20 protein-coding genes and 1 tRNA gene are annotated in these 21552 nt (G+C 70.4%); 8 read left to right on the top strand and 13 right to left on the bottom strand.

Annotated features, from left to right (window positions below; translation table 11 throughout):
• Positions 1 to 4: 4 nt before the first annotated feature.
• Positions 5 to 1693 carry a sodium:solute symporter family protein gene (locus ACFYZ3_RS27975; protein WP_388523117.1) on the bottom strand — a complete coding sequence of 563 codons (1689 nt, stop codon included), beginning with the start codon at positions 1691 to 1693 and terminating at the stop codon, positions 5 to 7.
• Between the two features lie 201 nt (positions 1694 to 1894).
• Here ACFYZ3_RS27975 and galT point away from each other — a divergent pair, with 201 nt between their 5' ends.
• The 3 genes from galT to galK are packed head-to-tail and all read left to right on the top strand — an operon-like array spanning position 1895 to position 5117.
• Positions 1895 to 2956: a galactose-1-phosphate uridylyltransferase gene (gene galT / locus ACFYZ3_RS27970; protein ID WP_388523114.1), complete on the top strand. Its 1062-nt coding sequence runs from the start codon at positions 1895 to 1897 to the stop codon at positions 2954 to 2956.
• Positions 2953 to 3915, top strand: a complete 963-nt coding sequence (gene galE, locus ACFYZ3_RS27965) for a UDP-glucose 4-epimerase GalE (protein ID WP_388523111.1) — start codon at positions 2953 to 2955, stop codon at positions 3913 to 3915. The genes galT and galE overlap by 4 nt, the downstream gene beginning before the upstream one ends.
• Before the next feature lie 38 nt (positions 3916 to 3953).
• Complete coding sequence (gene galK / locus ACFYZ3_RS27960; protein ID WP_388523109.1) at positions 3954 to 5117, top strand: galactokinase; 1164 nt, start codon at positions 3954 to 3956, stop codon at positions 5115 to 5117.
• A 5-nt stretch (positions 5118 to 5122) separates the two neighbouring features.
• On the opposite strand, the gene ACFYZ3_RS27955 is transcribed toward galK, so the two are convergent.
• The gene (locus ACFYZ3_RS27955; RefSeq protein ID WP_361008362.1) at positions 5123 to 5578 is read right to left on the bottom strand and encodes a GNAT family N-acetyltransferase; all 456 of its coding nucleotides are present in this window, start codon (positions 5576 to 5578) and stop codon (positions 5123 to 5125) included.
• Positions 5579 to 5767: 189 nt separating this feature from the next.
• Between ACFYZ3_RS27955 and ACFYZ3_RS27950 the strand changes: the two genes are divergently transcribed.
• The gene (locus ACFYZ3_RS27950) at positions 5768 to 6547 is read left to right on the top strand and encodes a response regulator transcription factor (RefSeq protein ID WP_361008364.1); all 780 of its coding nucleotides are present in this window, start codon (positions 5768 to 5770) and stop codon (positions 6545 to 6547) included.
• Here ACFYZ3_RS27950 and tamR read toward each other — a convergent pair.
• Entirely contained in the window at positions 6506 to 7003 is a 498-nt protein-coding gene (gene tamR / locus ACFYZ3_RS27945) for a MarR family transcriptional regulator TamR (protein ID WP_356859267.1), read from the bottom strand. The genes ACFYZ3_RS27950 and tamR overlap by 42 nt on opposite strands.
• 119 nt (positions 7004 to 7122) lie before the next feature.
• Here tamR and ACFYZ3_RS27940 point away from each other — a divergent pair, with 119 nt between their 5' ends.
• Together ACFYZ3_RS27940 and ACFYZ3_RS27935 are read left to right on the top strand one after the other, a co-directional pair.
• Positions 7123 to 7971: a trans-aconitate 2-methyltransferase gene (locus tag ACFYZ3_RS27940; RefSeq protein WP_388523104.1), complete on the top strand. Its 849-nt coding sequence runs from the start codon at positions 7123 to 7125 to the stop codon at positions 7969 to 7971.
• Entirely contained in the window at positions 7968 to 8345 is a 378-nt protein-coding gene (locus ACFYZ3_RS27935; protein ID WP_388523102.1) for a VOC family protein, read from the top strand. Before ACFYZ3_RS27940 ends, ACFYZ3_RS27935 begins: the two co-directional genes overlap by 4 nt.
• A gap of 12 nt (positions 8346 to 8357) precedes the next feature.
• Here the strand turns inward: ACFYZ3_RS27935 and ACFYZ3_RS27930 are convergent, their stop codons facing one another.
• Genes ACFYZ3_RS27930 through ACFYZ3_RS27920 form a run of 3 tightly spaced genes read right to left on the bottom strand, consistent with a single transcriptional unit; the run spans position 8358 to position 11255 of the window.
• Positions 8358 to 9533 (bottom strand): CaiB/BaiF CoA transferase family protein, encoded by a 1176-nt coding sequence (locus tag ACFYZ3_RS27930; RefSeq protein ID WP_388523099.1) that lies wholly within the window; start codon positions 9531 to 9533, stop codon positions 8358 to 8360.
• Positions 9534 to 9570: 37 nt separating this feature from the next.
• Positions 9571 to 10248, bottom strand: coding sequence for a TetR/AcrR family transcriptional regulator (locus ACFYZ3_RS27925; RefSeq protein WP_061444296.1), 678 nt, complete (start codon positions 10246 to 10248; stop codon positions 9571 to 9573).
• Positions 10245 to 11255 (bottom strand): fatty acid desaturase, encoded by a 1011-nt coding sequence (locus ACFYZ3_RS27920; protein WP_361008372.1) that lies wholly within the window; start codon positions 11253 to 11255, stop codon positions 10245 to 10247. Before ACFYZ3_RS27920 ends, ACFYZ3_RS27925 begins: the two co-directional genes overlap by 4 nt.
• 304 nt (positions 11256 to 11559) lie before the next feature.
• Here ACFYZ3_RS27920 and ppc point away from each other — a divergent pair, with 304 nt between their 5' ends.
• On the top strand, positions 11560 to 14295 hold the full coding sequence (gene ppc, locus ACFYZ3_RS27915; RefSeq protein WP_388523096.1) for a phosphoenolpyruvate carboxylase: 2736 nt from the start codon (positions 11560 to 11562) through the stop codon (positions 14293 to 14295).
• 80 nt (positions 14296 to 14375) lie between these two features.
• Here the strand turns inward: ppc and ACFYZ3_RS27910 are convergent, their stop codons facing one another.
• From ACFYZ3_RS27910 to ACFYZ3_RS27880, 7 genes are all read right to left on the bottom strand, one after another.
• Positions 14376 to 14894 (bottom strand): hypothetical protein, encoded by a 519-nt coding sequence (locus ACFYZ3_RS27910; protein ID WP_388523094.1) that lies wholly within the window; start codon positions 14892 to 14894, stop codon positions 14376 to 14378.
• Between the two features lie 52 nt (positions 14895 to 14946).
• The gene (pth, locus tag ACFYZ3_RS27905; RefSeq protein ID WP_388523091.1) at positions 14947 to 15549 is read right to left on the bottom strand and encodes an aminoacyl-tRNA hydrolase; all 603 of its coding nucleotides are present in this window, start codon (positions 15547 to 15549) and stop codon (positions 14947 to 14949) included.
• A 105-nt stretch (positions 15550 to 15654) separates the two neighbouring features.
• The gene (locus ACFYZ3_RS27900; protein WP_361008379.1) at positions 15655 to 16251 is read right to left on the bottom strand and encodes a 50S ribosomal protein L25/general stress protein Ctc; all 597 of its coding nucleotides are present in this window, start codon (positions 16249 to 16251) and stop codon (positions 15655 to 15657) included.
• Between the two features lie 212 nt (positions 16252 to 16463).
• Positions 16464 to 17438: a ribose-phosphate diphosphokinase gene (locus ACFYZ3_RS27895; RefSeq protein ID WP_059301201.1), complete on the bottom strand. Its 975-nt coding sequence runs from the start codon at positions 17436 to 17438 to the stop codon at positions 16464 to 16466.
• Positions 17439 to 17569: 131 nt separating this feature from the next.
• Complete coding sequence (gene glmU, locus ACFYZ3_RS27890; RefSeq protein WP_388523088.1) at positions 17570 to 19018, bottom strand: bifunctional UDP-N-acetylglucosamine diphosphorylase/glucosamine-1-phosphate N-acetyltransferase GlmU; 1449 nt, start codon at positions 19016 to 19018, stop codon at positions 17570 to 17572.
• A 111-nt stretch (positions 19019 to 19129) separates the two neighbouring features.
• Positions 19130 to 19202 (bottom strand) — tRNA-Gln (locus ACFYZ3_RS27885).
• An 8-nt stretch (positions 19203 to 19210) separates the two neighbouring features.
• Positions 19211 to 20083 (bottom strand): hypothetical protein, encoded by an 873-nt coding sequence (locus tag ACFYZ3_RS27880; RefSeq protein ID WP_388523085.1) that lies wholly within the window; start codon positions 20081 to 20083, stop codon positions 19211 to 19213.
• Between the two features lie 134 nt (positions 20084 to 20217).
• Here ACFYZ3_RS27880 and ACFYZ3_RS27875 point away from each other — a divergent pair, with 134 nt between their 5' ends.
• Complete coding sequence (locus tag ACFYZ3_RS27875) at positions 20218 to 21534, top strand: sensor histidine kinase (RefSeq protein WP_388523082.1); 1317 nt, start codon at positions 20218 to 20220, stop codon at positions 21532 to 21534.
• Positions 21535 to 21552 lie beyond the last annotated feature (18 nt).

Here is a 21552-nt window from a genome sequence, read left to right as displayed (position 1 = left end):
GCGATCAGAACGAGAACGGGATGTAGCAGGCGGCGGCCAGGACGACCGCCCCCCAGCCGAGCAGCGCCGGCTTGCGGTACCACGCGTCGTCGCCCTTTGCGGGCGCCTCCGCCATGCCGGGGGACGTGGTGCCGTAGACCAGGCCCTGGAGGTCGGCGGTGGGCTTCGGCGCGGTGAACAGGGACACCGCGATCATGACCACCGCACCGGCGACGAAGCCCGCGATCGCGGAGACGAAGTTGGCGCCCTGGTCGGAGGGGATGTCGATGATGCCCTGCTTGTAGATGACGAAGTAGTTCACCATCGCGGCGGTCGTGCCCGCGATCAGGCCCCAGAAGCCGGACTTCATCGACGCCCGCTTCCAGAACATGCCGATGATGAAGACCACGAACATCGGCACGTTGAAGAAGGAGAAGAGCGTCTGGAGGTAGCTCATGATGTTGGAGAAGGACGAGGCCAGGAACGCCGTGCCGATGGAGGCCAGGACGCCGATCACCGTGATCAGGCGGCCGAAGCGGACGTAGTAGCCGTCCTCGCGGTCCTTCACCACGTACTTCTGCCAGATGTCGGTGGTGAAGACGGTGTTGAAGGAGGAGATGTTGGCCGCCATGCCGGCCATGAAGGCGGCCAGCAGGCCCGTCACCGCGATGCCGAGGACGCCGTTGGGCAGCAGTTGCTGCATCAGGTACGGGATCGCGTCGTTGTACTGGAGGTCCGAGCCGGGGGTGCCGATCTTCGGGACGAGGACCGCGGCGACCAGGCCCGGGATCATGACGACGAAGACGATGAAGATCTTCGGGAAGGCCGCGATCAGGGGCGTGCGCTGGGCCGCCGAGAGGTTCTTCGCGGACAGGGCGCGCTGCACCTCGGCGAAGTTCGTCGTCCAGTAGCCGAAGGAGAGGACGAAGCCGAGGCCCAGGACGATGGTCAGCCAGTTGGCGCCCAGCGGGTTCTCGCTGCCGATGCCCGTGCCGCCCCACGCCGTCATGAAGTCGGAGCCGTGGGACTTGGAGAGGGAGTCGGACAGGCCGTCCCAGCCGCCGACCTTCTTCAGGCCCAGGATGGTGATCGGGATGAGGCCGGCCAGGATCACGAAGAACTGGAGGACCTCGTTGTAGATGGCCGAGGAGAGGCCGCCGAGGGTGATGTACGCCAGGACGAAGAAGCCGGCCACGACGATGGCCACCCACTCCGGCCAGCCGAGCAGTGCCTCGACGACGATCGCGAGGGCGTAGAGGTTCACGCCGGCGATCAGGATGGCGGCGACGGCGAACAGGGCCGAGCTGAGGAGGTGGGAGGCCTTGTCGAAGCGCAGGAGGAGGAACTCCGGGACCGAGCGGACCTTCGAGCCGTAGTAGAACGGCATCATCACCAGGCCGAGGAAGACCATCGCCGGGATGGCGCCGATCCAGTACCAGTGGGTCGTGTAGACGCCGTACTGGGCGCTGTTGGCGGCCATGCCGAGGATCTCGGTGGCACCCAGGTTGGCGGCGACGAAGGCGAGTCCGGTGACCCAGGCGGGCAGGGAGCGGCCGGACAGGAAGAAGTCCAGGCTGGTCTTGACCGAGCGGCGGGCGGCGAAGCCGATGCCCAGGACGACCACGAAGTAGATCCCGAGGATCGTGTAGTCGAGCCAGTTGGTGGGGAGTCGAAGCTCTGCGGCTAGGTATGTGGAGCTTGTGGGGGTTTGCATTAAGCACTCGCTTCGTTCGCGAACTGATCCGGAGCGGAACCTACGCCTCCGCGTTCAGTAATTGAACACTTTTGGTGATGAACTTTGTTTGATTGTGATGTGGCGTGGGGGTGGTGGGTTGTGATGTGTTATGTTTGATTGTGTTGGATGATTGGTGAGTGTCCTGGCGACTGTCATGGGTGGGTGCAGAGGAGTGCGGCAGTGAAGAAGACCTCGACCCGGCTGGCCGACGGCCGCGAGCTGGTCTACTACGACCTGCGTGACGACACCGTGCGCGACGCCGTGGACCGCCGTCCGCTGGAGCGGACCGTCACCACGTCCGAGGTGCGTCGCGACCCGCTGCTCGGCGACTCCGTCGCCGTCGCCTCGCACCGACAGGGGCGCACCTACCATCCGCCGGCCGACCAGTGCCCGTTGTGCCCGTCGGACGGGGAGCGGCTGAGCGAGATCCCGGACTCGGCCTACGACGTGGTGGTCTTCGAGAATCGTTTCCCGTCGCTGGCCGGTGACTCCGGGCGCTGCGAGGTCGTCTGCTTCACCTCCGACCACGACGCCTCCTTCGCCGACCTGAGCGAGGAGCAGGCCCGGCTGGTGCTCGACGCCTGGACGGACCGCACCTCCGAGCTGTCCCATCTGCCCTCCGTTGAACAGGTGTTCTGCTTCGAGAACCGGGGCGCCGAGATCGGGGTGACGCTGGGTCACCCGCACGGGCAGATCTACGCCTACCCGTTCACCACCCCCCGCACCGCCCTGATGCTCCGTTCACTCGCCGCCCACAAGGACGCGACGGGCGGGGAGAACCTGTTCGACGCCGTGCTGGAGGAGGAGCTGGCCGGTGAGCGGGTCGTCCTGGAGGGTGAACACTGGGCCGCCTTCGTGCCGTACGCGGCGCACTGGCCGTACGAGGTGCACCTCTACCCGAAGCGGCGGGTGCCCGATCTGCTCGGGCTCGACGAGGCGGCTCGCACAGAATTCCCCAAGATCTATCTGGAGCTGCTGAGGCGCTTCGACCGGATCTTCGGCGAGGGCGAGCCCCCGACTCCCTACATCGCGGCCTGGCACCAGGCGCCGTTCGGGCAGCTGGAGGAGTTCGAGGGTGTGACGCGCGACGACTTCGCGCTCCACCTGGAACTTTTCACTATCCGCCGTACGTCCGGCAAGCTGAAGTTCCTCGCGGGCTCCGAATCCGGCATGAACGTGTTCATCAACGACGTACCCCCGGAGCTCGCGGCCGAGCGACTGCGAGAGGTAGCGAGTTCATGAGCGGGAAGTACCTGGTGACAGGTGGTGCGGGATACGTCGGCAGCGTCGTCGCCCAGCACTTGCTGGAGGCGGGGCACGAGGTCGTCGTGCTCGACAATCTGTCGACCGGTTTCCGTGAGGGTGTACCGGCGGGTGCCTCGTTCGTCGAGGGCGACATCCGGGACGCGGCCAAGTGGCTGGACGGCTCCTTCGACGGCGTGCTGCACTTCGCCGCCTTCTCGCAGGTCGGCGAGTCGGTCGTGAAGCCCGAGAAGTACTGGGACAACAACGTCGGTGGCACCATGGCGCTGCTGGAGGCCATGCGGGGCGCGGGCGTGCGGCGGCTCGTGTTCTCCTCCACCGCCGCCACGTACGGCGAGCCCGAGCAGGTGCCGATCGTCGAGTCCGCGCCGACGAAGCCCACGAACCCGTACGGTGCCTCGAAGCTGGCCGTCGACCACATGATCACCGGTGAGGCGGCCGCCCACGGGCTGGGCGCGGTCTCGCTGCGGTACTTCAACGTCGCGGGCGCGTACGGGGAGTACGGTGAGCGCCACGATCCCGAGTCGCACCTGATTCCGCTGGTCCTTCAAGTGGCGCAGGGCAGGCGGGAGGCCATCTCCGTCTACGGCGACGACTACCCGACGCCGGACGGCACCTGCGTGCGCGACTACATCCACGTCGCCGACCTGGCCGAGGCCCATCTGCTGGCCGTGGCGGCCGCCACCCCGGGCGAGCACCTCATCTGCAACCTGGGCAACGGAAACGGCTTCTCCGTACGCGAGGTCGTCGAGACCGTGCGGCGGGTGACGGGCCATCCGATCCCCGAGGTCACGGCCCCGCGCCGAGGCGGCGACCCGGCGGTCCTGGTCGCGTCGGCCGACACCGCCCGCGAGAAACTGGGCTGGAACCCGTCCCGCGCGGACCTCGCGGGGATCGTGTCGGACGCGTGGGAGTTCGCGCAGCGGCGCGCGGGCTAGTACTTACCGCAGTTACCGGAAGGGCGAGGGGTCAGGGCATGGGCGAGGCTGTCGCGGGGACCGTCGGCGAGCGGTTCCGGGAGCTGTACGGGGCGGAGCCGGAGGGGGTGTGGGCGGCGCCGGGCCGGGTGAACCTCATCGGGGAGCACACCGACTACAACGACGGCTTCGTCATGCCCTTCGCCCTGCCGCACCAGGCCGTCGCCGCGGTGTCCCGGCGCGAGGACGGTGTCCTGCGCCTGCACTCGGCCGACATCGACGCCGACCCGGTGGAGCTGCGCGTCGCCGACCTGACCCCCGGCTCGGACAAGTCCTGGACCGCGTACCCCTCGGGCGTCCTCTGGGCGCTGCGCGAGGCCGGACACGAGCTGACCGGCGCCGACGTCCACCTGGCCTCGACGGTCCCCTCGGGCGCGGGGCTCTCGTCCTCGGCGGCCCTGGAGGTCGTCCTCGCCCTGGCGTTGAACGACCTGTACGCCCTCGGCCTGCGCGGCTGGCAGCTGGCCCGGCTGTGCCAGCGCGCGGAGAACGTCTACGTCGGCGCCCCCGTCGGCATCATGGACCAGACGGCGTCCGCCTGCTGCCAGGCGGGCCACGCCCTCTTCCTCGACACCCGCGACCTCTCCCAGCGGCAGATCCCCTTCGACCTCGCCGCCGAGGGGATGCGCCTGCTGGTCGTCGACACCCGGGTCAAGCACTCCCACAGCGAGGGCGAGTACGGCAAGCGCCGCGCCGGCTGCGAGAAGGGTGCCGCGCTGCTGGGCGTCGACGCGCTGCGCGACGTGCCCTACGCCGGGCTGGACGCGGCGCTGGAGCGGCTGGGCGACGAGGAGGAGGTGCGCCGCCTGGTCCGGCACGTGGTGACCGAGGACCAGCGCGTCGAGCGGGTGGTCTCGCTGCTGGAGTCCGGCGACACCCGGGCCATCGGCGCCGTCCTGGTCGAGGGCCACGCCTCGCTGCGCGACGACTTCCGCATCTCCTGCCCCGAGCTGGACCTGGTCGTCGACACGGCCCTGGCCTCCGGTGCCCTCGGCGCCCGGATGACCGGCGGCGGCTTCGGCGGCTCGGCGATCGTCCTGGTCGAGGCCGCCGACGTGGACGCCGTCACCAAGGCGGTCGAGGACGCCTTCGCCGCGTCGGGCTTCAAGTCCCCGCGGGTGTTCGAGGCGGTGCCCTCGGCGGGGGCGCGGCGCCTGGTCTGAGCCGGTCAGCCGAGCCGCTTGACCAGCGTGTACTCCGTGATCCCCGGCGGGTAGTCGGGGATCACGCACATGACGTCGTAACCGCGCTTCGTGTAGAAGCCCGGGGCCTGGAAGTCCCAGGTCTCCACCCGGGCGGCGGCGCAGCCGCGTTCGGTGCGGGCGGTGCGTTCCGCCTCGTCGAGGAGGGCGGAGCCGAGGCCCGCGCCGCGGTGGCCGCCGTCCACCCACAGGTAGGTCACGTGGAGCCAGGTCGCCCAGGTGTGGCCGACCAGGCCGCCCGCCAGAGCCCCGGTCTCGTCCAGCACCCAGACGTGCAACGGGAATTCGCGTTCGTGAGGGGTTCCGCGCAGGGAACGCAGGACGGAGGAGGCCGCTGTGTTCGTCTCCCGCAGGCGGGTGCGCAGCAGATCGCGCCGTTCCTTGTCGACTTCTGTCACAAGACGAAACATGCGGCTCACCATAAACGTGCCGCGGAGTCAGTTCTGCAAAGAGCCTTCCCCTCCCGGCGCCCGCCCGTACTCTGATGAGCAGCACCGGTGGGGGCCGGTGCCGTTCACCGTCGTGCCCGTGCCGGTGCCGGTGCCGTCGTCCGAGGACGGACAGACGATGGGTATCCCCTGCTCCTCGCGGAGCTCGGGGGAGGGGGTTTCGTGGTTCGTGTCCGAGTCCTGGTCGTCGACGACCATCGCATCTTCGCCGAGTCGCTCGCGGCCGCCCTGGCCGCCGAGCCCGACGTCGACGTCTCCGCGGCCGGCAGCGGTCCGGCCGCACTGCGCTGCCTGGAGCGGGCCGCGTCCGAGGGGCGGCGCTTCGACGTGCTCCTCGTCGATGCCGACCTGGGCGGCCACGTGCCCGGCGTCCGGCCCGCCGTGCCCGTGCGGGACGGCAACGAGGACGGGCTGGTGGACGGGATCTCGCTGGTCGCCGGGGTGCGTTCGGGCCAGCCGGGTGTACGGACCGTGGTCCTCGCCGAGAAGGACGACCCGCGGCGGGCGGCCCTCGCCCTGGGGGCGGGAGCCTCGGGCTGGGTGGCCAAGGACTGCTCCCTGTCGCGGCTGCTCAGCGTCATCCGGGGCGTCCTGCGCGACGAGACGCATCTGCCGCCCGCCCTGCTCACCGGCGTCCTGCGCGAGCTGACCGCCGCCCGCAAGCACCGCACCGAGAGCGAGCTGCTGGTGGAGTCGCTGACCCCGCGCGAGCGCGAGGTGCTGCGCTGCATGGTCGCCGGGCTGGGCCGCAAGGCGGTCGCGGAGCGGCTGTACCTGTCCCCGCACACGGTCCGCACCCACATGCAGAACGTGCTGGGCAAGCTGGGCGTCCACTCCACCCTGGCCGCCGTGGCGCTGGCCCGCAGGGCCGGGGTGGGGCCGGCGGACCTGGACGGGCCCTCAGCCGGGGATGTTGTCGAACGGGGCGGTCAGCTGGCGTAGCAGGGCCGCCAGCTCGGTGCGCTGGGCGCGGGAGAGCTCGCCCAGGATCGCGCGCTCCTGGGCCAGCAGGCCCGCCAGCGACTGGTCGGCGCGGTCCCGGCCCTCGTCCGTGAGCCGGACCAGGACGCCGCGCCGGTCGCTGGGGTCGGGCAGGCGCTCCACCAGGCCCTTCTTCGCCAGCCGGTCGATCCGGTTGGTCATCGTGCCCGATGTGACCAGGGTCTGGGTGAGGAGCTGCCCCGGCGAGAGCTGGTACGGGGTGCCCGCGCGGCGCAGCGCGGTGAGCACGTCGAACTCCCACGGCTCCAGCTGGTGTTCGGAGAAGGCCAGCCGACGGGCGCGGTCCAGGTGCCGGGCCAGCCTGCTGACGCGGCTCAGCACCTCGAGCGGTTCCACGTCGAGGTCCGGGCGCTCCCGGCGCCATGCTGCGACCAGCCGATCGACCTCGTCCTCCATGACGATCAGTGTAGTGGTTGTGTCGACGTGAAGTCTCTTGAGGTCAACTGTCTTGACGTCGAGATACATCGGGGGTGACGCTGGGTACCCGTCCCGCACGGCCACCCTCTGGAGGCTCCATGCCCGCCACCGCCCCCACCTGGGACCCCGCCCAGTACCTGCGCCACGCCGGCCACCGCGCCCGCCCCTTCACCGACCTCCTCGCCCGGATCCCGGACCTCCCCGCGGACCCGCCCCGCATCGCCGACCTCGGCTGCGGCCCGGGCAACGTCACCGTGCTGCTCGCCGACCGCTGGCCCACCGCCCGCATCACCGGCTACGACAACTCGCCTCGGATGCTCGAACGCGCCCGCCAGTACGCCGGCCCCACCCCCGGCGGCGGCCACCTCGACTTCGTCCCCGCCGACGCCCGCACCTGGACCCCCGACGAGCCCTGCGACCTCCTCGTCAGCAACGCCACGCTCCAGTGGGTCCCCGGCCACGCCGACCTCTTCCCCGGCTGGATCGACCGCCTCGCCCCCGGCGGCATCCTCGCCCTCCAGGTGCCCGGCAACTTCGACGCCCCCAGCCACCGCCTGATGCGCGAACTCGCCGGCTCCCGGCGCTGGCGCGAGCGCCTCGACGGCGTCCTGCGCCACGACGACGCCGTCCTCACCCCCGAGGGCTACCTCGCCCATCTGACCGCCGCGGGCTGCACCGCCGACGTGTGGGAGACGACGTACGTCCACCTGCTGTCCGGCGACGACGCCGTCCTCGACTGGGTCAGAGGGACGGGGCTGCGGCCCGTACTGGACGCCCTCGACGACGATCCGGCCGCCCGCGACGCGTTCGTCGACGAGTACCGGGCCGTCCTGCGCGCCGCCTACCCCGCCCAGGCGCACGGCACCCCCTTCCCCTTCCGCCGCGTCTTCGCCGTCGCGCGGAAGCCAGCGGGCGCCGAGGGGTCCGCGGGGGAGGCGCGGCGATGATCACCGGCCTCGACCACGTGCAGCTCGCCGTGCCGCCCGGCGCCGAGGAGGCGCTGCGCGCCTTCTACACCGGCGTCCTCGGCATGACCGAGGTCCCCAAGCCGCCCGTGCTCGCCGCACAGGGCGGCTGCTGGTTCCGGGCCGGCACCGTCCACCTCCACCTGGGCATCGAGACGGCCGGCTTCCGGCCCGCCCGCAAGGCCCACCCCGGGCTGCGGGTCACCGGGATCGACGCGTACGCCGCCCGCCTGGAGGCCCACGGCACGCCCGTCACCTGGGACGACGACCTCCCCGGCCACCGGCGCTTCTACTGCGCCGATCCCGTCGGCAACCGCCTGGAGTTCCTGGAACCGGACGGACCCGCCCGCCCCTGACCCCGGCCCGGCTCACACCACGCCGTCCGCGGCGAGCGCGTCGATGTCCTCCTCCGACAGCCCGAGGCCGCCGAGTACGGCGCGGGTGTGCTCGCCCAGCGCCGGGACCGCCTCCATGCGGGGCGCGTCCCCGGTCGGTCCAGGCGGTGCCAGTGCCGGGACCGGGCCGGCCGGTGTGGGCACCTCGTGCAGACGTCCGCGTGCGGCCAGCTGCGGGTGCTCCCACACCTCGGCGAGCGTGTTCACCCGCGCGTTGGCGACCGGCACCGCGTCGAGCAGCGCGACCGCCTCGGCGGCGGTCAGCTGCGCGAACCGGGCCGCGATCAGCGCGCCCAGCTCCTCCCGGTGCGCGTCGCGGTCCGCGTTGGTGGCGTAGTGCGGATGCCCGGCCAGCTCCGGACGGTCCAGGAAGCCCGCGCAGAAGCCCTGCCACTCGCGCTCGTTCTGCACCGCCGTCATCACGACCTGCCCGTCGCCCGCCGTGAACGGGCCGTACGGATAGATCGTCGCGTGCGCGGCGCCCGCCCGCGGCGGCGGCCGGCCGCCCTCGAAGGCGTAGTACAGGGGAAAGCCCAGCCACTCCACGGTGGCCTCCAGCATCGACACGTCCAGGTGCGTGCCCCGTCCCGTCCGGCCGCGCTCCAGGAGCGCGCCGAGGACCGAGCTGTACGCGTACATCCCGGCGGCGATGTCCGACACCGGGATGCCCACCTTGGCCATGTCGTCCGGCGTGCCCGTGAGCGACAGCAGCCCCGCCTCGGACTGCACCAGCAGGTCGTACGCCTTGCGGTCCGCGTAGAGGCCCGGCGCGCCGTAGCCGGAGATGTCGCACACGATCAGCTCCGGATGCGCGGCACGCAGCTCCCGCGCGCCCAGTCCGGCCCGCGCGGCCGCGCCCGGCGCCAGGTTCTGCAGGAAGACGTCCGCGTCGGCGATCAGCCTGCGCAGCAGCTCCAGACCGCGCGGATCCTTGAAGTCCAGGGTGAGGGACTCCTTGTTGCGGTTGACCCACACGAAGTGCGAACTCAGACCCCGCACCCGGGTGTCGTACGCCCGCGCGAAGTCCCCCGTCCCCGGGCGCTCCACCTTGATCACCCGGGCGCCGAGGTCGGCGAGCTGACGGCTGGCGTAGGGCGCGGCGATCGCCTGCTCCAGCGCGACGACCGTGACTCCACGCAGCGGTTGCATGCCCTCAGCTTTGGCTCTAGTTCTCAGCTCTCAGCTCTCAGCTCTTGCGGTGCCCTATCAGCCGCGGCTTCGGCTCCAGTCCGTCCAGGCCGTGCCATGCCAGGTTCACCAGGTGCGCCGCCACCTCCGCCTTCTTGGGGCGGCGCACGTCCAGCCACCACTGGCCGGTCAGCGCCACCATGCCGACCAGCGCCTGCGCGTACAGCGGGGCCAGCTTGGCGTCGAAGCCCCGGCTCTTGAACTCGCGGCCCAGGATGTCCTCCACCTGGGTGGCGATGTCCGAGATGAGGGAGGCGAAGGTGCCCGTCGACTGCGGGATGGGGGAGTCGCGGACCAGGATGCGGAAGCCGTCCGTGTACTCCTCGATGTAGTCCAGGAGCGCGAAGGCGGCCTGCTCGCACAGCTCACGCGGGTGCCCGGCCGTCAGGGAGCCGGTCACCATGTCGAGCAGCCGCCGCATCTCGCGGTCCACGACCACCGCGTACAGGCCCTCCTTGCCGCCGAAGTGCTCGTACACCACCGGCTTGGACACCCCGGCCTTCGCCGCGATCTCCTCCACCGAGGTGCCCTCGAAACCCTTCGCCGCGAAGAGGGTGCGGCCGATCTCCAGCAGCTGCTGGCGGCGCTCGGCACCGGTCATCCGGGTGCGACGCGCTCGCCGCGGCTTCTCGTTGCTTGGGGTGCTGCTGGAGTCGGTCGCCACGGCGTCAATCATGCCGCCTTCGCCGTCTCCTTCCGGCGGCGGGCGCCGTCTTGATCCGTGTTGCGGCGCGAATCGATACGCGAGCGTGACGGCCAGCGCACGTCGTACGCCCACCCGAGCTGCTCGAACCAGCGGATCAGGCGCGCGGACGAGTCGAGCTGCCCGCGCATCACGCCGTGCCGCGCCGAGGTCGGGTCCGCGTGGTGCAGGTTGTGCCAGGACTCGCCGCAGGACAGGATCGCCAGCCACCACACGTTGCCCGAGCGGTCGCGGGACTTGAAGGGGCGCTTGCCCACGGCGTGGCAGATGGAGTTGATCGACCAGGTCACGTGGTGCAGCAGCGCCACCCGCACGAGTGAACCCCAGAAGAACCCGGTGAACGCCCCCCACCAGGACATCGTGACCAGCCCGCCGATCAGCGCGGGCAGCGCCAGGGACACCACGGTCCACAGGATGAACTGACGGGAGACCGCCCGCAGCGCGGGGTCCTTGATCAGGTCCGGCGCGTACTTGTCCTGCGGCGTCTGCTCCTCGTCGAACATCCAGGCGATGTGGGCCCACCACAGGCCCTTGATCAGGGCGGGCACCGTCTCGCCGTACCGCCACGGCGAGTGCGGGTCGCCCTCGTCGTCGGAGAACTTGTGGTGCTTGCGGTGGTCGGCCACCCAGCGGACCAGCGGCCCCTCGACCGCCATCGAGCCCGCGATCGCCAGCGCGATCTTCAACGGCCGTTTCGCCTTGAAGGAACCATGGGTGAAGTGCCGGTGGAAGCCGATGGTGATGCCGTGGCAGCCCAGGAAGTAGAAGAAGACCAGCAGCCCCAGGTCCAGCCAGCTCACGCCCCAGCCCCACGCCAGTGGCACCGCCGCCACCAGCGCGAGGAACGGCAGGGTGATGAACAGCAGCAGCGTGATCTGCTCGATCGACCGCTTCTGCTCACCGCCCAGCGTGGCGGAGGGCGCCGCGGCGTCGCCGGCGGGCTGCGGAGCGTCTGGGATCACATCGGAACTCGTGGTCATGCGCGTCCCCTGTGGGGTCGAGGGTGGGGTCGTGTGGTGTGGCCGGTGCCGGGCTTGGGAACCATGCACGGTTTTCCTACGGTTCCGTAACCTACGGCGACGTAAGTATGGCAGTGCGTGGCCGCGCGGCAAGAGCCCCAGAGCCTGCGCGTCCTGGCCGACACCTATCCTGGGAGTCGGTCGGACAGCGCGGTCCGCTCTGATTACTTCCCGGACGTCCGGCCCGGTAAGCGGCGCCCGCCGCGCGAGACGGCCGTCCGGGTTCCCTCCCAGACGAGCTTCAACACTGCAAGGAGCCGCACCTGTGAGCAGTGCCGACGACCAGACCACCACGACGACCAGCAGCGAACTGCGCGCCGACATCCGCCGACTGGGTGATCTCCTCGGGGAGACCCTGGTCCGGCAGGAGGGCCCCGAGCTGCTGGAACTCGTCGAGAAGGTACGCCGACTCACCCGCGAGGACGGCGAGGCCGCCGCCGAACTGCTGCGCGGCACCGAACTGGAGACCGCCGCCAAGCTCGTCCGCGCCTTCTCCACCTACTTCCACCTCGCCAACGTCACCGAGCAGGTCCACCGCGGCCGCGAGCTGGGCGCCAAGCGCGCCGCCGAGGGCGGACTGCTCGCCCGTACGGCCGACCGGCTGAAGGACGCCGACCCCGAGCACCTGCGCGAGACGGTCCGCAACCTCAACGTGCGCCCCGTCTTCACCGCCCACCCCACCGAGGCCGCCCGCCGCTCCGTCCTGAACAAGCTGCGCCGTATCGCGGCCCTCCTGGACACCCCGGTCAACGAGTCGGACCGGCGCCGCCTGGACACCCGTCTCGCCGAGAACATCGACCTGGTCTGGCAGACGGACGAGCTGCGCGTGGTCCGTCCGGAGCCCGCCGACGAGGCCCGCAACGCCATCTACTACCTGGACGAGCTGCACGCGGGCGCCGTCGGCGACGTCCTGGAGGACCTGACGGCGGAGCTGGAGCGCGCGGGCGTCAAGCTTCCCGACGACACCCGCCCCCTCACCTTCGGCACCTGGATCGGCGGCGACCGCGACGGCAACCCCAACGTCACCCCCCAGGTGACCTGGGACGTCCTCATCCTCCAGCACGAGCACGGCATCAACGACGCCCTGGAGATGATCGACGAGCTGCGCGGCTTCCTCTCCAACTCCATCCGGTACGCCGGTGCGACGGAGGAACTGCTCGCCTCGCTCCAGGCCGACCTGGAGCGGCTCCCCGAGATCAGCCCCCGCTACAAGCGCCTCAACGCCGAGGAGCCCTACCGGCTCAAGGCCACCTGCATCCGGCAGAAGCTGGAGAACACCAAGCAGCGCCTCGCCAAGGGCACCCCCCACGAGGACGGCCGCGACTACCTCGGCACCGCCCAGCTCATCGACGACCTGCGCATCGTCCAGACCTCGCTGCGCGAACACCGCGGCGGCCTCTTCGCCGACGGGCGCCTCGCCCGCACCATCCGCACCCTGGCCGCCTTCGGCCTCCAGCTCGCCACCATGGACGTCCGCGAGCACGCCGACGCCCACCACCACGCCCTCGGCCAGCTCTTCGACCGGCTCGGCGAGGAGTCCTGGCGCTACGCCGACATGCCCCGCGAGTACCGCGCCAAGCTCCTCGCCAAGGAGCTGCGCTCCCGCAGGCCCCTGGCCCCGAGCCCGGCCCCGGTCGACGCGCCCGGCGAGAAGACCCTCGGCGTCTTCCAGACCGTCCGGCGTGCCCTGGAGGTCTTCGGCCCCGAGGTCATCGAGTCCTACATCATCTCCATGTGCCAGGGCGCCGACGACGTCTTCGCCGCGGCGGTGCTGGCCCGCGAGGCCGGACTGATCGACCTGCACGCGGGCTGGGCGAAGATCGGCATCGTGCCGCTCCTGGAGACCACCGACGAGCTGAAGGCCGCCGACACCATCCTGGAGGACCTGCTCGCCGACCCCTCCTACCGGCGTCTGGTAGCCCTGCGCGGCGACGTCCAGGAGGTCATGCTCGGCTACTCCGACTCCTCCAAGTTCGGCGGCATCACCACCAGCCAGTGGGAGATCCACCGCGCCCAGCGCCGGCTGCGCGACGTCGCCCACCGCTACGGCGTACGGCTGCGCCTCTTCCACGGCCGCGGCGGCACCGTCGGCCGCGGCGGCGGCCCCACCCACGACGCGATCCTCGCCCAGCCCTGGGGCACCCTGGAGGGCGAGATCAAGGTCACCGAGCAGGGCGAGGTCATCTCCGACAAGTACCTCATCCCGGCCCTCGCCCGGGAGAACCTGGAGCTGACCGTCGCGGCCACCCTCCAGGCCTCCGCCCTGCACACCGCACCCCGCCAGTCCGACGAGGCCCTGGCCCGCTGGGACGCCGCGATGGACGTCGTCTCCGACGCCGCCCACACCGCCTACCGGCACCTCGTCGAGGACCCCGACCTGCCGACCTACTTCCTGGCCTCCACGCCGGTCGACCAGCTCGCCGACCTGCACCTGGGCTCACGGCCCTCCCGACGCCCCGGCTCGGGCGTCTCGCTCGACGGACTGCGCGCCATCCCGTGGGTGTTCGGCTGGACCCAGTCCCGGCAGATCGTCCCCGGCTGGTACGGCGTCGGCTCCGGCCTCAAGGCGCTGCGCGAGGCGGGCCTGGACACCGTCCTGGACGAGATGCACCAGCAGTGGCACTTCTTCCGCAACTTCATCTCCAACGTCGAGATGACCCTCGCCAAGACCGACCTGCGCATCGCCCAGCACTACGTCGACACCCTCGTCCCGGACGAGCTCAAGCACGTCTTCGACACCATCAAGGCCGAGCACGAACTCACCGTCGCCGAGGTCCTGCGCGTCACCGGCGAGAGCGAACTGCTGGACGCCGACCCGGTCCTCAAGCAGACCTTCACCATCCGCGACGCCTACCTCGACCCCATCTCCTACCTCCAGGTCGCCCTCCTCGGCCGCCAGCGCGAGGCCGCCGCCGCGGGCGCCGACCCCGACCCGCTCCTCGCCCGAGCCCTCCTCCTCACGGTCAACGGCGTGGCAGCGGGCCTGCGCAACACCGGCTGACCCGCACCCCGTACACACGACGGTGCCCCCGCGCTCACCCAGAGCACGGGGGCACCGTCACGTCCGTACGCGCACCCGCCTCACACCGCCACGAACGCCGCCGTAAGCAGGGCCACGCCCGCCCCGGCCATCACCCATCCCGCCCGCGTCCGCCGCAGGCCGCCCGCCACCACCACCGACGCCAACAGCAGCGCACCGCCCAACGGCACCCACGCGTACAACACCCCCGCCGGCCCCGACCGCACCGCGTCGCCACTGCCGGGCTTCAACACCACGCTGTACGTCCGCCCCTTCGCCACCGCGACCGAGTCCTCCAGGACGACCCGCTCCCGCGCCTGCGACCCCGCCGACACCGGCGAGTACGGCCCACTGCACGAGCCCCCGCCGCACCGCGTCACCTCGACCGTGCCCTGCTCCCGTCCCTTGGTCAGCAGCACGTGCTGCGCCGTACCCCACGACGCCCACACCCCCGCGATCAGGATCAACGCCGTGACCGTCCCCATCGACGCGACCCGGCCGAACCGCAGCAGCACGGAGGAGACGGAGGAGGCCTGACGGGGACGAGCGGCGGCGGCTGAGGCAGGCATGGCCGGGATCATTGGCCATATCTGTGCGCTCGGTCAACTCGCCCGCGCACCATCACCGGACAAGTCAGGAGTTGTACGCGCTCTGCGCCCGCTCGAGCCCCTCGATCACCAGGGCCTCCACCGCGTCGGCCGCCCGGTCGACGAAGTAGTCCAGCTCCTTGCGCTCCGTCGACGAGAAGTCCCGCAGCACGAAATCCGCCACCGGCATCCGCCCCGGCGGCCGCCCGATCCCGAACCGCACCCGGTGGTAGTCCGACCCCAGCGACTTCGTGATCGACTTCAGGCCGTTGTGACCGTTGTCCCCGCCGCCCAGCTTCAGCCGCAGCACGCCGTAGTCGATGTCCAACTCGTCGTGCACCGCCACGATGTTGCCGACCGGGACCTTGTAGAAGTCCCGCAGCGCCGTCACCGGACCGCCCGACACGTTCATGAACGACATCGGCTTCGCCAGGATCACCCGCCGGTTGGCGGGCCCCGGCGGACCGATCCGCCCCTCGACCACCTGCGCCTGCGCCTTGCCGTGCCGCTTGAACCGCGCCCCGATCCGCTCCGCCAGCAGGTCCGCCACCATGAAACCGACGTTGTGCCGGTTCGAGGCGTACTCGGGGCCCGGATTGCCGAGGCCGGCCACCAGCCACGGAGCGCCCGCGTCCGTCGTCACGTCCATGTCTCCTTCGTGTCCCTCGTACCGTCCGTACCCGACCACACATACGCGTCGGCCGCTGCCCCGCACGGGAACAGCGGCCGACCACACGATGACCGTCGGGGAGGATCAGGCCTCCGCGGCCGCCTCGCCCTCGCCCTCGCCCTCGGCCGGGGCCTCCTCCGCCTGCGCGGACAGGACCTGCAGCACCACGGTGTCGCCGTCCACGTCCAGCTTCACGCCGGACGGCAGCGCGATGTCCTTGGCGTGGATCGAGGCACCGGCCTCCAGACCCGCCACCGACACGGTGACCTGCTGCGGGATGTGCGTGGCCTCGGCCTCGACCGGCAGCGCGTCCAGGACGTACTCCAGCAGGAACCCGCCCGGGGCCAGCTCGCCCTCGGCCTGCACCGGGATCTCCACCGACACGGTCTCGCCGCGCTTCACCAGCTGCAGGTCGACGTGCTCCAGGAAGCCCTTGATCGGGTCACGCTGGACCGACTTCGGGATCGCCAGCTCGTTGGACTTGCCGTCGATGTCCAGCGCGATGAGCACGTTCGACGTACGCAGGGCCAGCAGCAGCTCGTGACCCGGAAGGGTCAGGTGCAGCGGGTCCGAACCGTGGCCGTACAGAACACCGGGAACCTTGTTGTCACGGCGGATACGACGCGCGGCACCCTTGCCGAACTCGGTACGCGTCTCGGCGGTGAGCTTCACCTCGGACATGATCACTCCTCGTGTAAATCAGGAACGGACGTGGTCACCCGGCCACGAACGGCCTGCTACGAAGAGCGCGTCGATAACGGAGCACCACACCCGCGAACACGGATACGGCCTCCCTCGCCGAGCAACTTCAGCAGTCTACTCGGAGAGGAAGGCCGTACCCAAAACGATCAACAGGCGGTACCGGAGCCTGCAGAACGGTTACTGCACAACGCTCACTGCTCGTCGAACAGGCTCGTCACCGAACCGTCCTCGAACACCTCACGCACCGCACGCGCGATCGTCGGCGCGATCGACAGCACCGTGATCTTGTCCAGCTCCAGCTCGCTCGCCGACGGCAGCGTGTTCGTGAACACGAACTCGCTCACCTTCGAGTTCTTCAGCCGGTCCGCCGCCGGACCCGACAGCACACCGTGCGTCGCCGTCACGATGACGTCCTCCGCACCATGCGCGAACAGCGCGTCCGCCGCCGCACAGATCGTGCCACCCGTGTCGATCATGTCGTCGACCAGAACGCAGATGCGCCCCTTCACGTCACCCACGACCTCGTGCACCGTGACCTGGTTCGCCACGTCCTTGTCACGCCGCTTGTGCACGATCGCCAGCGGCGCGCCCAGCCGGTCGCACCAACGGTCCGCCACCCGCACCCGGCCCGCGTCCGGCGAGACCACCGTCAGCTTCGAACGGTCCACCTTCGCGCCCACGTAGTCCGCCAGCAGCGGCAGCGCGAACAGGTGGTCCACCGGACCGTCGAAGAAGCCCTGGATCTGGTCCGTGTGCAGGTCCACCGCCAGGATCCGGTCCGCACCCGCGGTCTTCATCAGATCCGCGATCAGACGCGCCGAGATCGGTTCACGTCCACGGTGCTTCTTGTCCTGCCGCGCGTAACCGTAGAACGGCACGATGACGGTGATGGAGCGGGCCGACGCGCGCTTCAACGCGTCGATCATGATCAACTGCTCCATGACCCACTTGTTGATCGGAGCCGTGTGGCTCTGGATCAGGAAACAGTCCGCACCGCGCGCCGACTCCTGATACCGCACATAGATCTCACCATTGGCGAAGTCGAAGGCCTTCGTCGGGACGACCCCGACACCCAACTGCTCGGCGACCTCCTCGGCAAGCTCGGGGTGTGCGCGGCCGGAGAAGAACATCATCTTCTTCTCGCCGGTCGTCTTGATCCCGGTCACAGCACTTTCTCCTCAGAGGTTCGCAGCTGAGCTCATGGGCGCTCTCCCGACTGGCCGCGGGGGCGTCTCAGCTGGTGGGGTGCGGATGTGCACTTATCACGGTACGCCGTGTTCGACGCGCCGGTTTCCGGTCAGTCTTCTCCGCCCGCCTCGCGGGACACCGCCTCGGCCGCCTTCGCCGCCGCGCTCCCCGGACGCTTCCGGGCCACCCAACCCTCGATATTCCGCTGCTGGCCACGGGCCACGGCCAGCGAACCGGGCGGCACGTCCTTCGTGATCACCGAGCCGGCGGCGGTGTAGGCACCGTCCCCGACCGTGACAGGAGCCACAAACATGTTGTCCGAACCCGTACGGCAGTGCGAGCCGATCGTCGTGTGGTGCTTGTCCTGACCGTCGTAGTTCACGAACACACTCGCGGCACCGATGTTCGTGAAGTCGCCGACCGTAGCGTCACCCATGTACGAGAGGTGCGGGACCTTCGTCCCCTCACCGATCGACGAGTTCTTCGCCTCCACGAACGTACCGATCTTCGACTTCAGCCCGAGCCGGGTTCCCGGCCGCAGATACGCGTACGGACCCACGGACGCCTGCGGCCCCACATGGGCACCGTTGGCCACCGTGTTGTCCACCCGCGCCCCCGCCTCCACCCGCGTGTCCGTGAGCCGCGTGTTCGGCCCCACCTCGCAGCCCTCGGCCAGATGCGTCGCACCGTGCAACTGCGTACCCGGGTGAAGGACCACGTCCTGCTCGAACGTCACCGTCACGTCCACCCACGTCGTCGCCGGATCCACCACCGTCACGCCGGCCAGCATCGCCCCGGTCAACAGCCGGTCGTTCAGGATCCGGCGCGCCTCGGCCAACTGCACACGGTTGTTGATCCCCGCGATCTCCCGGTGGTCACCCGCCACCGACGCGCCGACCCGGTGCCCCGCCTCGCGCAGGATCCCGAGCACGTCCGTGAGGTACTCCTCGCCCTGGCTGTTGTCCGTCCGCACCTTGCCCAGCGCGTCCGCGAGCAACTGCCCGTCGAAGGCGAAGACACCGGAGTTGATCTCCCGGATCGCCCGCTGCGACTCCGAGGCGTCCTTGTGCTCCACGATCGCCGTGACGGCACCCGAGGCACCGTCCCGCACGATCCGCCCGTACCCCGTCGCGTCCGGCACCTCGGCGGTCAGCACCGTGACGGCGTTCCCGTCGGAGGTGTGCGTGGCGGCGAGCGCCTGGAGCGTCTCGCCGGTCAGCAGCGGAGTGTCCCCGCAGACCACCACCACGGTCCCGTCCACGGCACCGCCCAGCGCCTCCAGCCCCATCCGCACGGCGTGCCCGGTGCCGTTCTGCTGCTCCTGGACGGCGGTGCGTACGTCGGGGGCGACCTCGGCGAGGTGCGCGGTGACCTTCTCGCGGGCGTGCCCCACGACGGCGACCAGGTTCTCGGGGTCCAGCTCACCGGCGGCGGCGAGCACGTGCCCCACGAGGGACCGGCCGCACAGCTCGTGCAGGACCTTGGGTGTGGCCGACTTCATACGGGTGCCCTCACCCGCTGCGAGAACGACGACGGCTGCCGGGCGAATGGCGCTCACGGGATGCCCTTCGGCTGTTGAGGAGGTGGGGACATCCGCAGGATACCGGGGCCGTTTGTGGGGGACATGAGTGCGGGCCCTGACTGTGGAGTCAGGGCCCGAACCAAGCAGCTCCGCCAGCTGGATTCGAACCAGCACTACAGGGCTTCAAAGGCCCGCGGGCTACCAGTTACCCCATGGCGGATGGCTGCGTCAGACCATACCTGAGGTGGATGACGTCGTGATCCCGGCCACCATGCCAGTCCACCAGCCTTCGATACGTCGGTAGAGATCGGCACCCTGCGAGACACGGATGACGAAGCAGCCGCGATAGTCGTCGCCGACGTTCTTGCGGACGGTTTTCGGGTTGTGTTTCTTGATCGTCGTCTTCTGAAGCCTGGAGACGTCCACGCCGACGACGTCGGCCCAGTACCGTTTCGCTGCCTCGACGTCTGCCGTCATGTGGATCATGACTCGGTACGCCAGTCGCTCTCGCTCCACTCCCAAGAGATCCAGCCAAGCAAGGTAGACCTTGATCACGCCAGGGTCACTGTTGACGAAGAGGACGTTCTCTCGTCGGTCGTACGGCTTGTCCTTCGAGCCTTCTGCCCAGTAAAGGGCGACCCCGGCCACGAATAGCTCGCGAGGGGCCAGGTTGCCGATCTCCTGAGCGGCTGAGTCCTTGGTCTGCTTGCGCTCCTCATCGCGGATTGCGAGCTCGTGTTCCCACCGCTTCCGTGCCGCGAGCTTCGCCTGCTCGGACGGCTCCCGTCGTTCCGGCTTCGGTAGGTCCCGTACCCAGAGCGAGATCGAGCTCTTGCTGCACCCCAGCTCCACCTGGATCTGGTCGTACGTCCATCCCTGGAGCCGTAGCTCTCGTGCTCGCTCCCTCACGTCGTCCTTCGCGTTCGGGCGCTTCGTCCACTCCGGCGGCGGCTCGCCCTCCAGGAGGCGGTTGAGGATGTCGTTGTTGTCGACGTGCAGTCGGTCGCGGATCTGTCGTCGGCTGAGCCCCTCGCGTCGCAGCGCGACCGCCCGCTCCCGCAGTCCTTCGAAGTCCGCGTACTTGTTCTGTGAATGTGCCATGGGCATACCGTCCGGCCGGAATCCTCGCCTCCGGAGGTGAACGGCGTGGAGTTCACCAGTTCGAGGGATATCGCGTCGTATCGTTTGTCGAAAGTCACCGGAAAAGGGGCGGTCGGCGCCCGTAGGCTGGAGGCATGACCACGACGGGGGAAGACCACGTACCGGCCCGGGGTGGGCCTTGGTGGTGGGACAGGCGGCGCGGTGCGGTGCTCGATGTGAGCCTCGGTGCCGTGTCCGCGCTGGAGTGCGCGGCGGAGGGGGTTCCGTTCGCGCGGGATGCCGGGATTCCGGCGGCGATGGGCGTTGTTTTCGGGCTGCTGGCCGGTTCGGTGCTGGTGGTGCGGCGGAAGTGGCCGATCGCGGTGGTGCTGGTGGCCCTCGCCGTCACGCCGGCCGAGATGGGCTTCCTGATGGGGGTCGTCGGCCTGTACACGCTGGCGGCCTCGGAGTTGCCGCGGCGGATCATCGGGGCCCTGGCCGGGATGACGTTCCTGGGCACGCTGGTCGTCACGTTCGTGCGGCTGGGGCAGGACATGGCGCGGGACGGTCTGGAGCTGGGGGACTGGTTCCTTCCGTTCGCGTCGATCGCGACGTCGCTCGGGATGACCGCGCCGCCGTTGCTGCTCGGTCTGTACGTCGGGCAGCGGCGCCGGCTGATGGAGAGTCTGCGGGAGCGGGCGGACAGCCTGGAGCGCGAGTTGCAGTTGCTCGCCGAGCGGGCCGAGGAGCGCGCGGAGTGGGCGCGCGGCGAGGAGCGGACGCGGATCGCGCGGGAGATGCACGACGTGGTCGCGCACCGGGTGAGTCTGATGGTGGTGCATGCCGCCGCGCTCCAGGCGGTCGCCCGGAAGGACCCGGAGAAGGCGGTGAAGAACGCGGCCCTGGTGGGGGACATGGGGCGCCAGGCGCTGACGGAGTTGCGGGAGATGCTCGGGGTGCTGCGCAGTGGCGGGGACGGTGCACGGGCCGAGCGGGCGTCGGTGCCGTTGGCGGCGGTCGGGGTGGCTGCGGCTGCTGCGGCTTCGCGGGCGGCGGAGGACGGGGAGTCGTCGGACGGGCCGTGCCTGTCGGAGCTGGACGAGTTGATCGGGCAGTCGGAGGCGGCCGGGATGGTCGTGAATCTGTCGGTGGAGGGGGCGGAGCGTTCGTATGCGGCGGAGGTGGAGTCGACGGCGTTCCGGGTGGTGCAGGAGGCGCTGACGAACGTGCACAAGCATGCGGCGGGTGCCAAGACGCATGTGCGGCTGGCGCACCGGGTGTCGGAGATCGCGATGCAGGTGGAGAACGAGCCGCCGCCGGAGGCCTCGGCGGCGTCGTCGGCGCGGTTGCCGTCGGGGGGCAATGGGCTGGTGGGGATGAAGGAGCGGGTCGCCGCGCTGGGGGGCGTGTTCGTGTCGGGGCCGACCGACGCCGGGGGTTTCCGGGTGTCGGCGGTGATTCCGGCGTCGTAGCCGTCCCGTGCGCGCCGC

It is taken from the genome of Streptomyces sp. NPDC001599 (assembly GCF_042893535.1).
Taxonomy (GTDB): Bacteria; Actinomycetota; Actinomycetes; order Streptomycetales; family Streptomycetaceae; genus Streptomyces.
The sequence above is the reverse complement of the archived record's forward strand: the minus strand, read 5'-3'. Positions and strand labels throughout refer to the sequence as shown.

Bases quoted from the DNA above. Each gene is read 5' to 3' on its own strand.
- ACFYZ3_RS27975 (WP_388523117.1), bottom strand. From the start codon at position 1,693: ATGCAAACCCCCACAAGCTCCACATACCTAGCCGCAGAGCTTCGACTC.
- galE (WP_388523111.1), top strand. From the start codon at position 2,953: ATGAGCGGGAAGTACCTGGTGACAGGTGGTGCGGGATACGTCGGCAGC.
- galK (WP_388523109.1), top strand. From the start codon at position 3,954: ATGGGCGAGGCTGTCGCGGGGACCGTCGGCGAGCGGTTCCGGGAGCTG.
- ACFYZ3_RS27955 (WP_361008362.1), bottom strand. From the start codon at position 5,578: ATGGTGAGCCGCATGTTTCGTCTTGTGACAGAAGTCGACAAGGAACGG.
- tamR (WP_356859267.1), bottom strand. From the start codon at position 7,003: ATGGAGGACGAGGTCGATCGGCTGGTCGCAGCATGGCGCCGGGAGCGC.
- ACFYZ3_RS27940 (WP_388523104.1), top strand. From the start codon at position 7,123: ATGCCCGCCACCGCCCCCACCTGGGACCCCGCCCAGTACCTGCGCCAC.
- ACFYZ3_RS27935 (WP_388523102.1), top strand. From the start codon at position 7,968: ATGATCACCGGCCTCGACCACGTGCAGCTCGCCGTGCCGCCCGGCGCC.
- ACFYZ3_RS27930 (WP_388523099.1), bottom strand. From the start codon at position 9,533: ATGCAACCGCTGCGTGGAGTCACGGTCGTCGCGCTGGAGCAGGCGATC.
- ACFYZ3_RS27925 (WP_061444296.1), bottom strand. From the start codon at position 10,248: ATGATTGACGCCGTGGCGACCGACTCCAGCAGCACCCCAAGCAACGAG.
- ACFYZ3_RS27920 (WP_361008372.1), bottom strand. From the start codon at position 11,255: ATGACCACGAGTTCCGATGTGATCCCAGACGCTCCGCAGCCCGCCGGC.
- ACFYZ3_RS27910 (WP_388523094.1), bottom strand. From the start codon at position 14,894: ATGATCCCGGCCATGCCTGCCTCAGCCGCCGCCGCTCGTCCCCGTCAG.
- pth (WP_388523091.1), bottom strand. From the start codon at position 15,549: ATGGACGTGACGACGGACGCGGGCGCTCCGTGGCTGGTGGCCGGCCTC.
- ACFYZ3_RS27900 (WP_361008379.1), bottom strand. From the start codon at position 16,251: ATGTCCGAGGTGAAGCTCACCGCCGAGACGCGTACCGAGTTCGGCAAG.
- ACFYZ3_RS27880 (WP_388523085.1), bottom strand. From the start codon at position 20,083: ATGGCACATTCACAGAACAAGTACGCGGACTTCGAAGGACTGCGGGAG.
- ACFYZ3_RS27875 (WP_388523082.1), top strand. From the start codon at position 20,218: ATGACCACGACGGGGGAAGACCACGTACCGGCCCGGGGTGGGCCTTGG.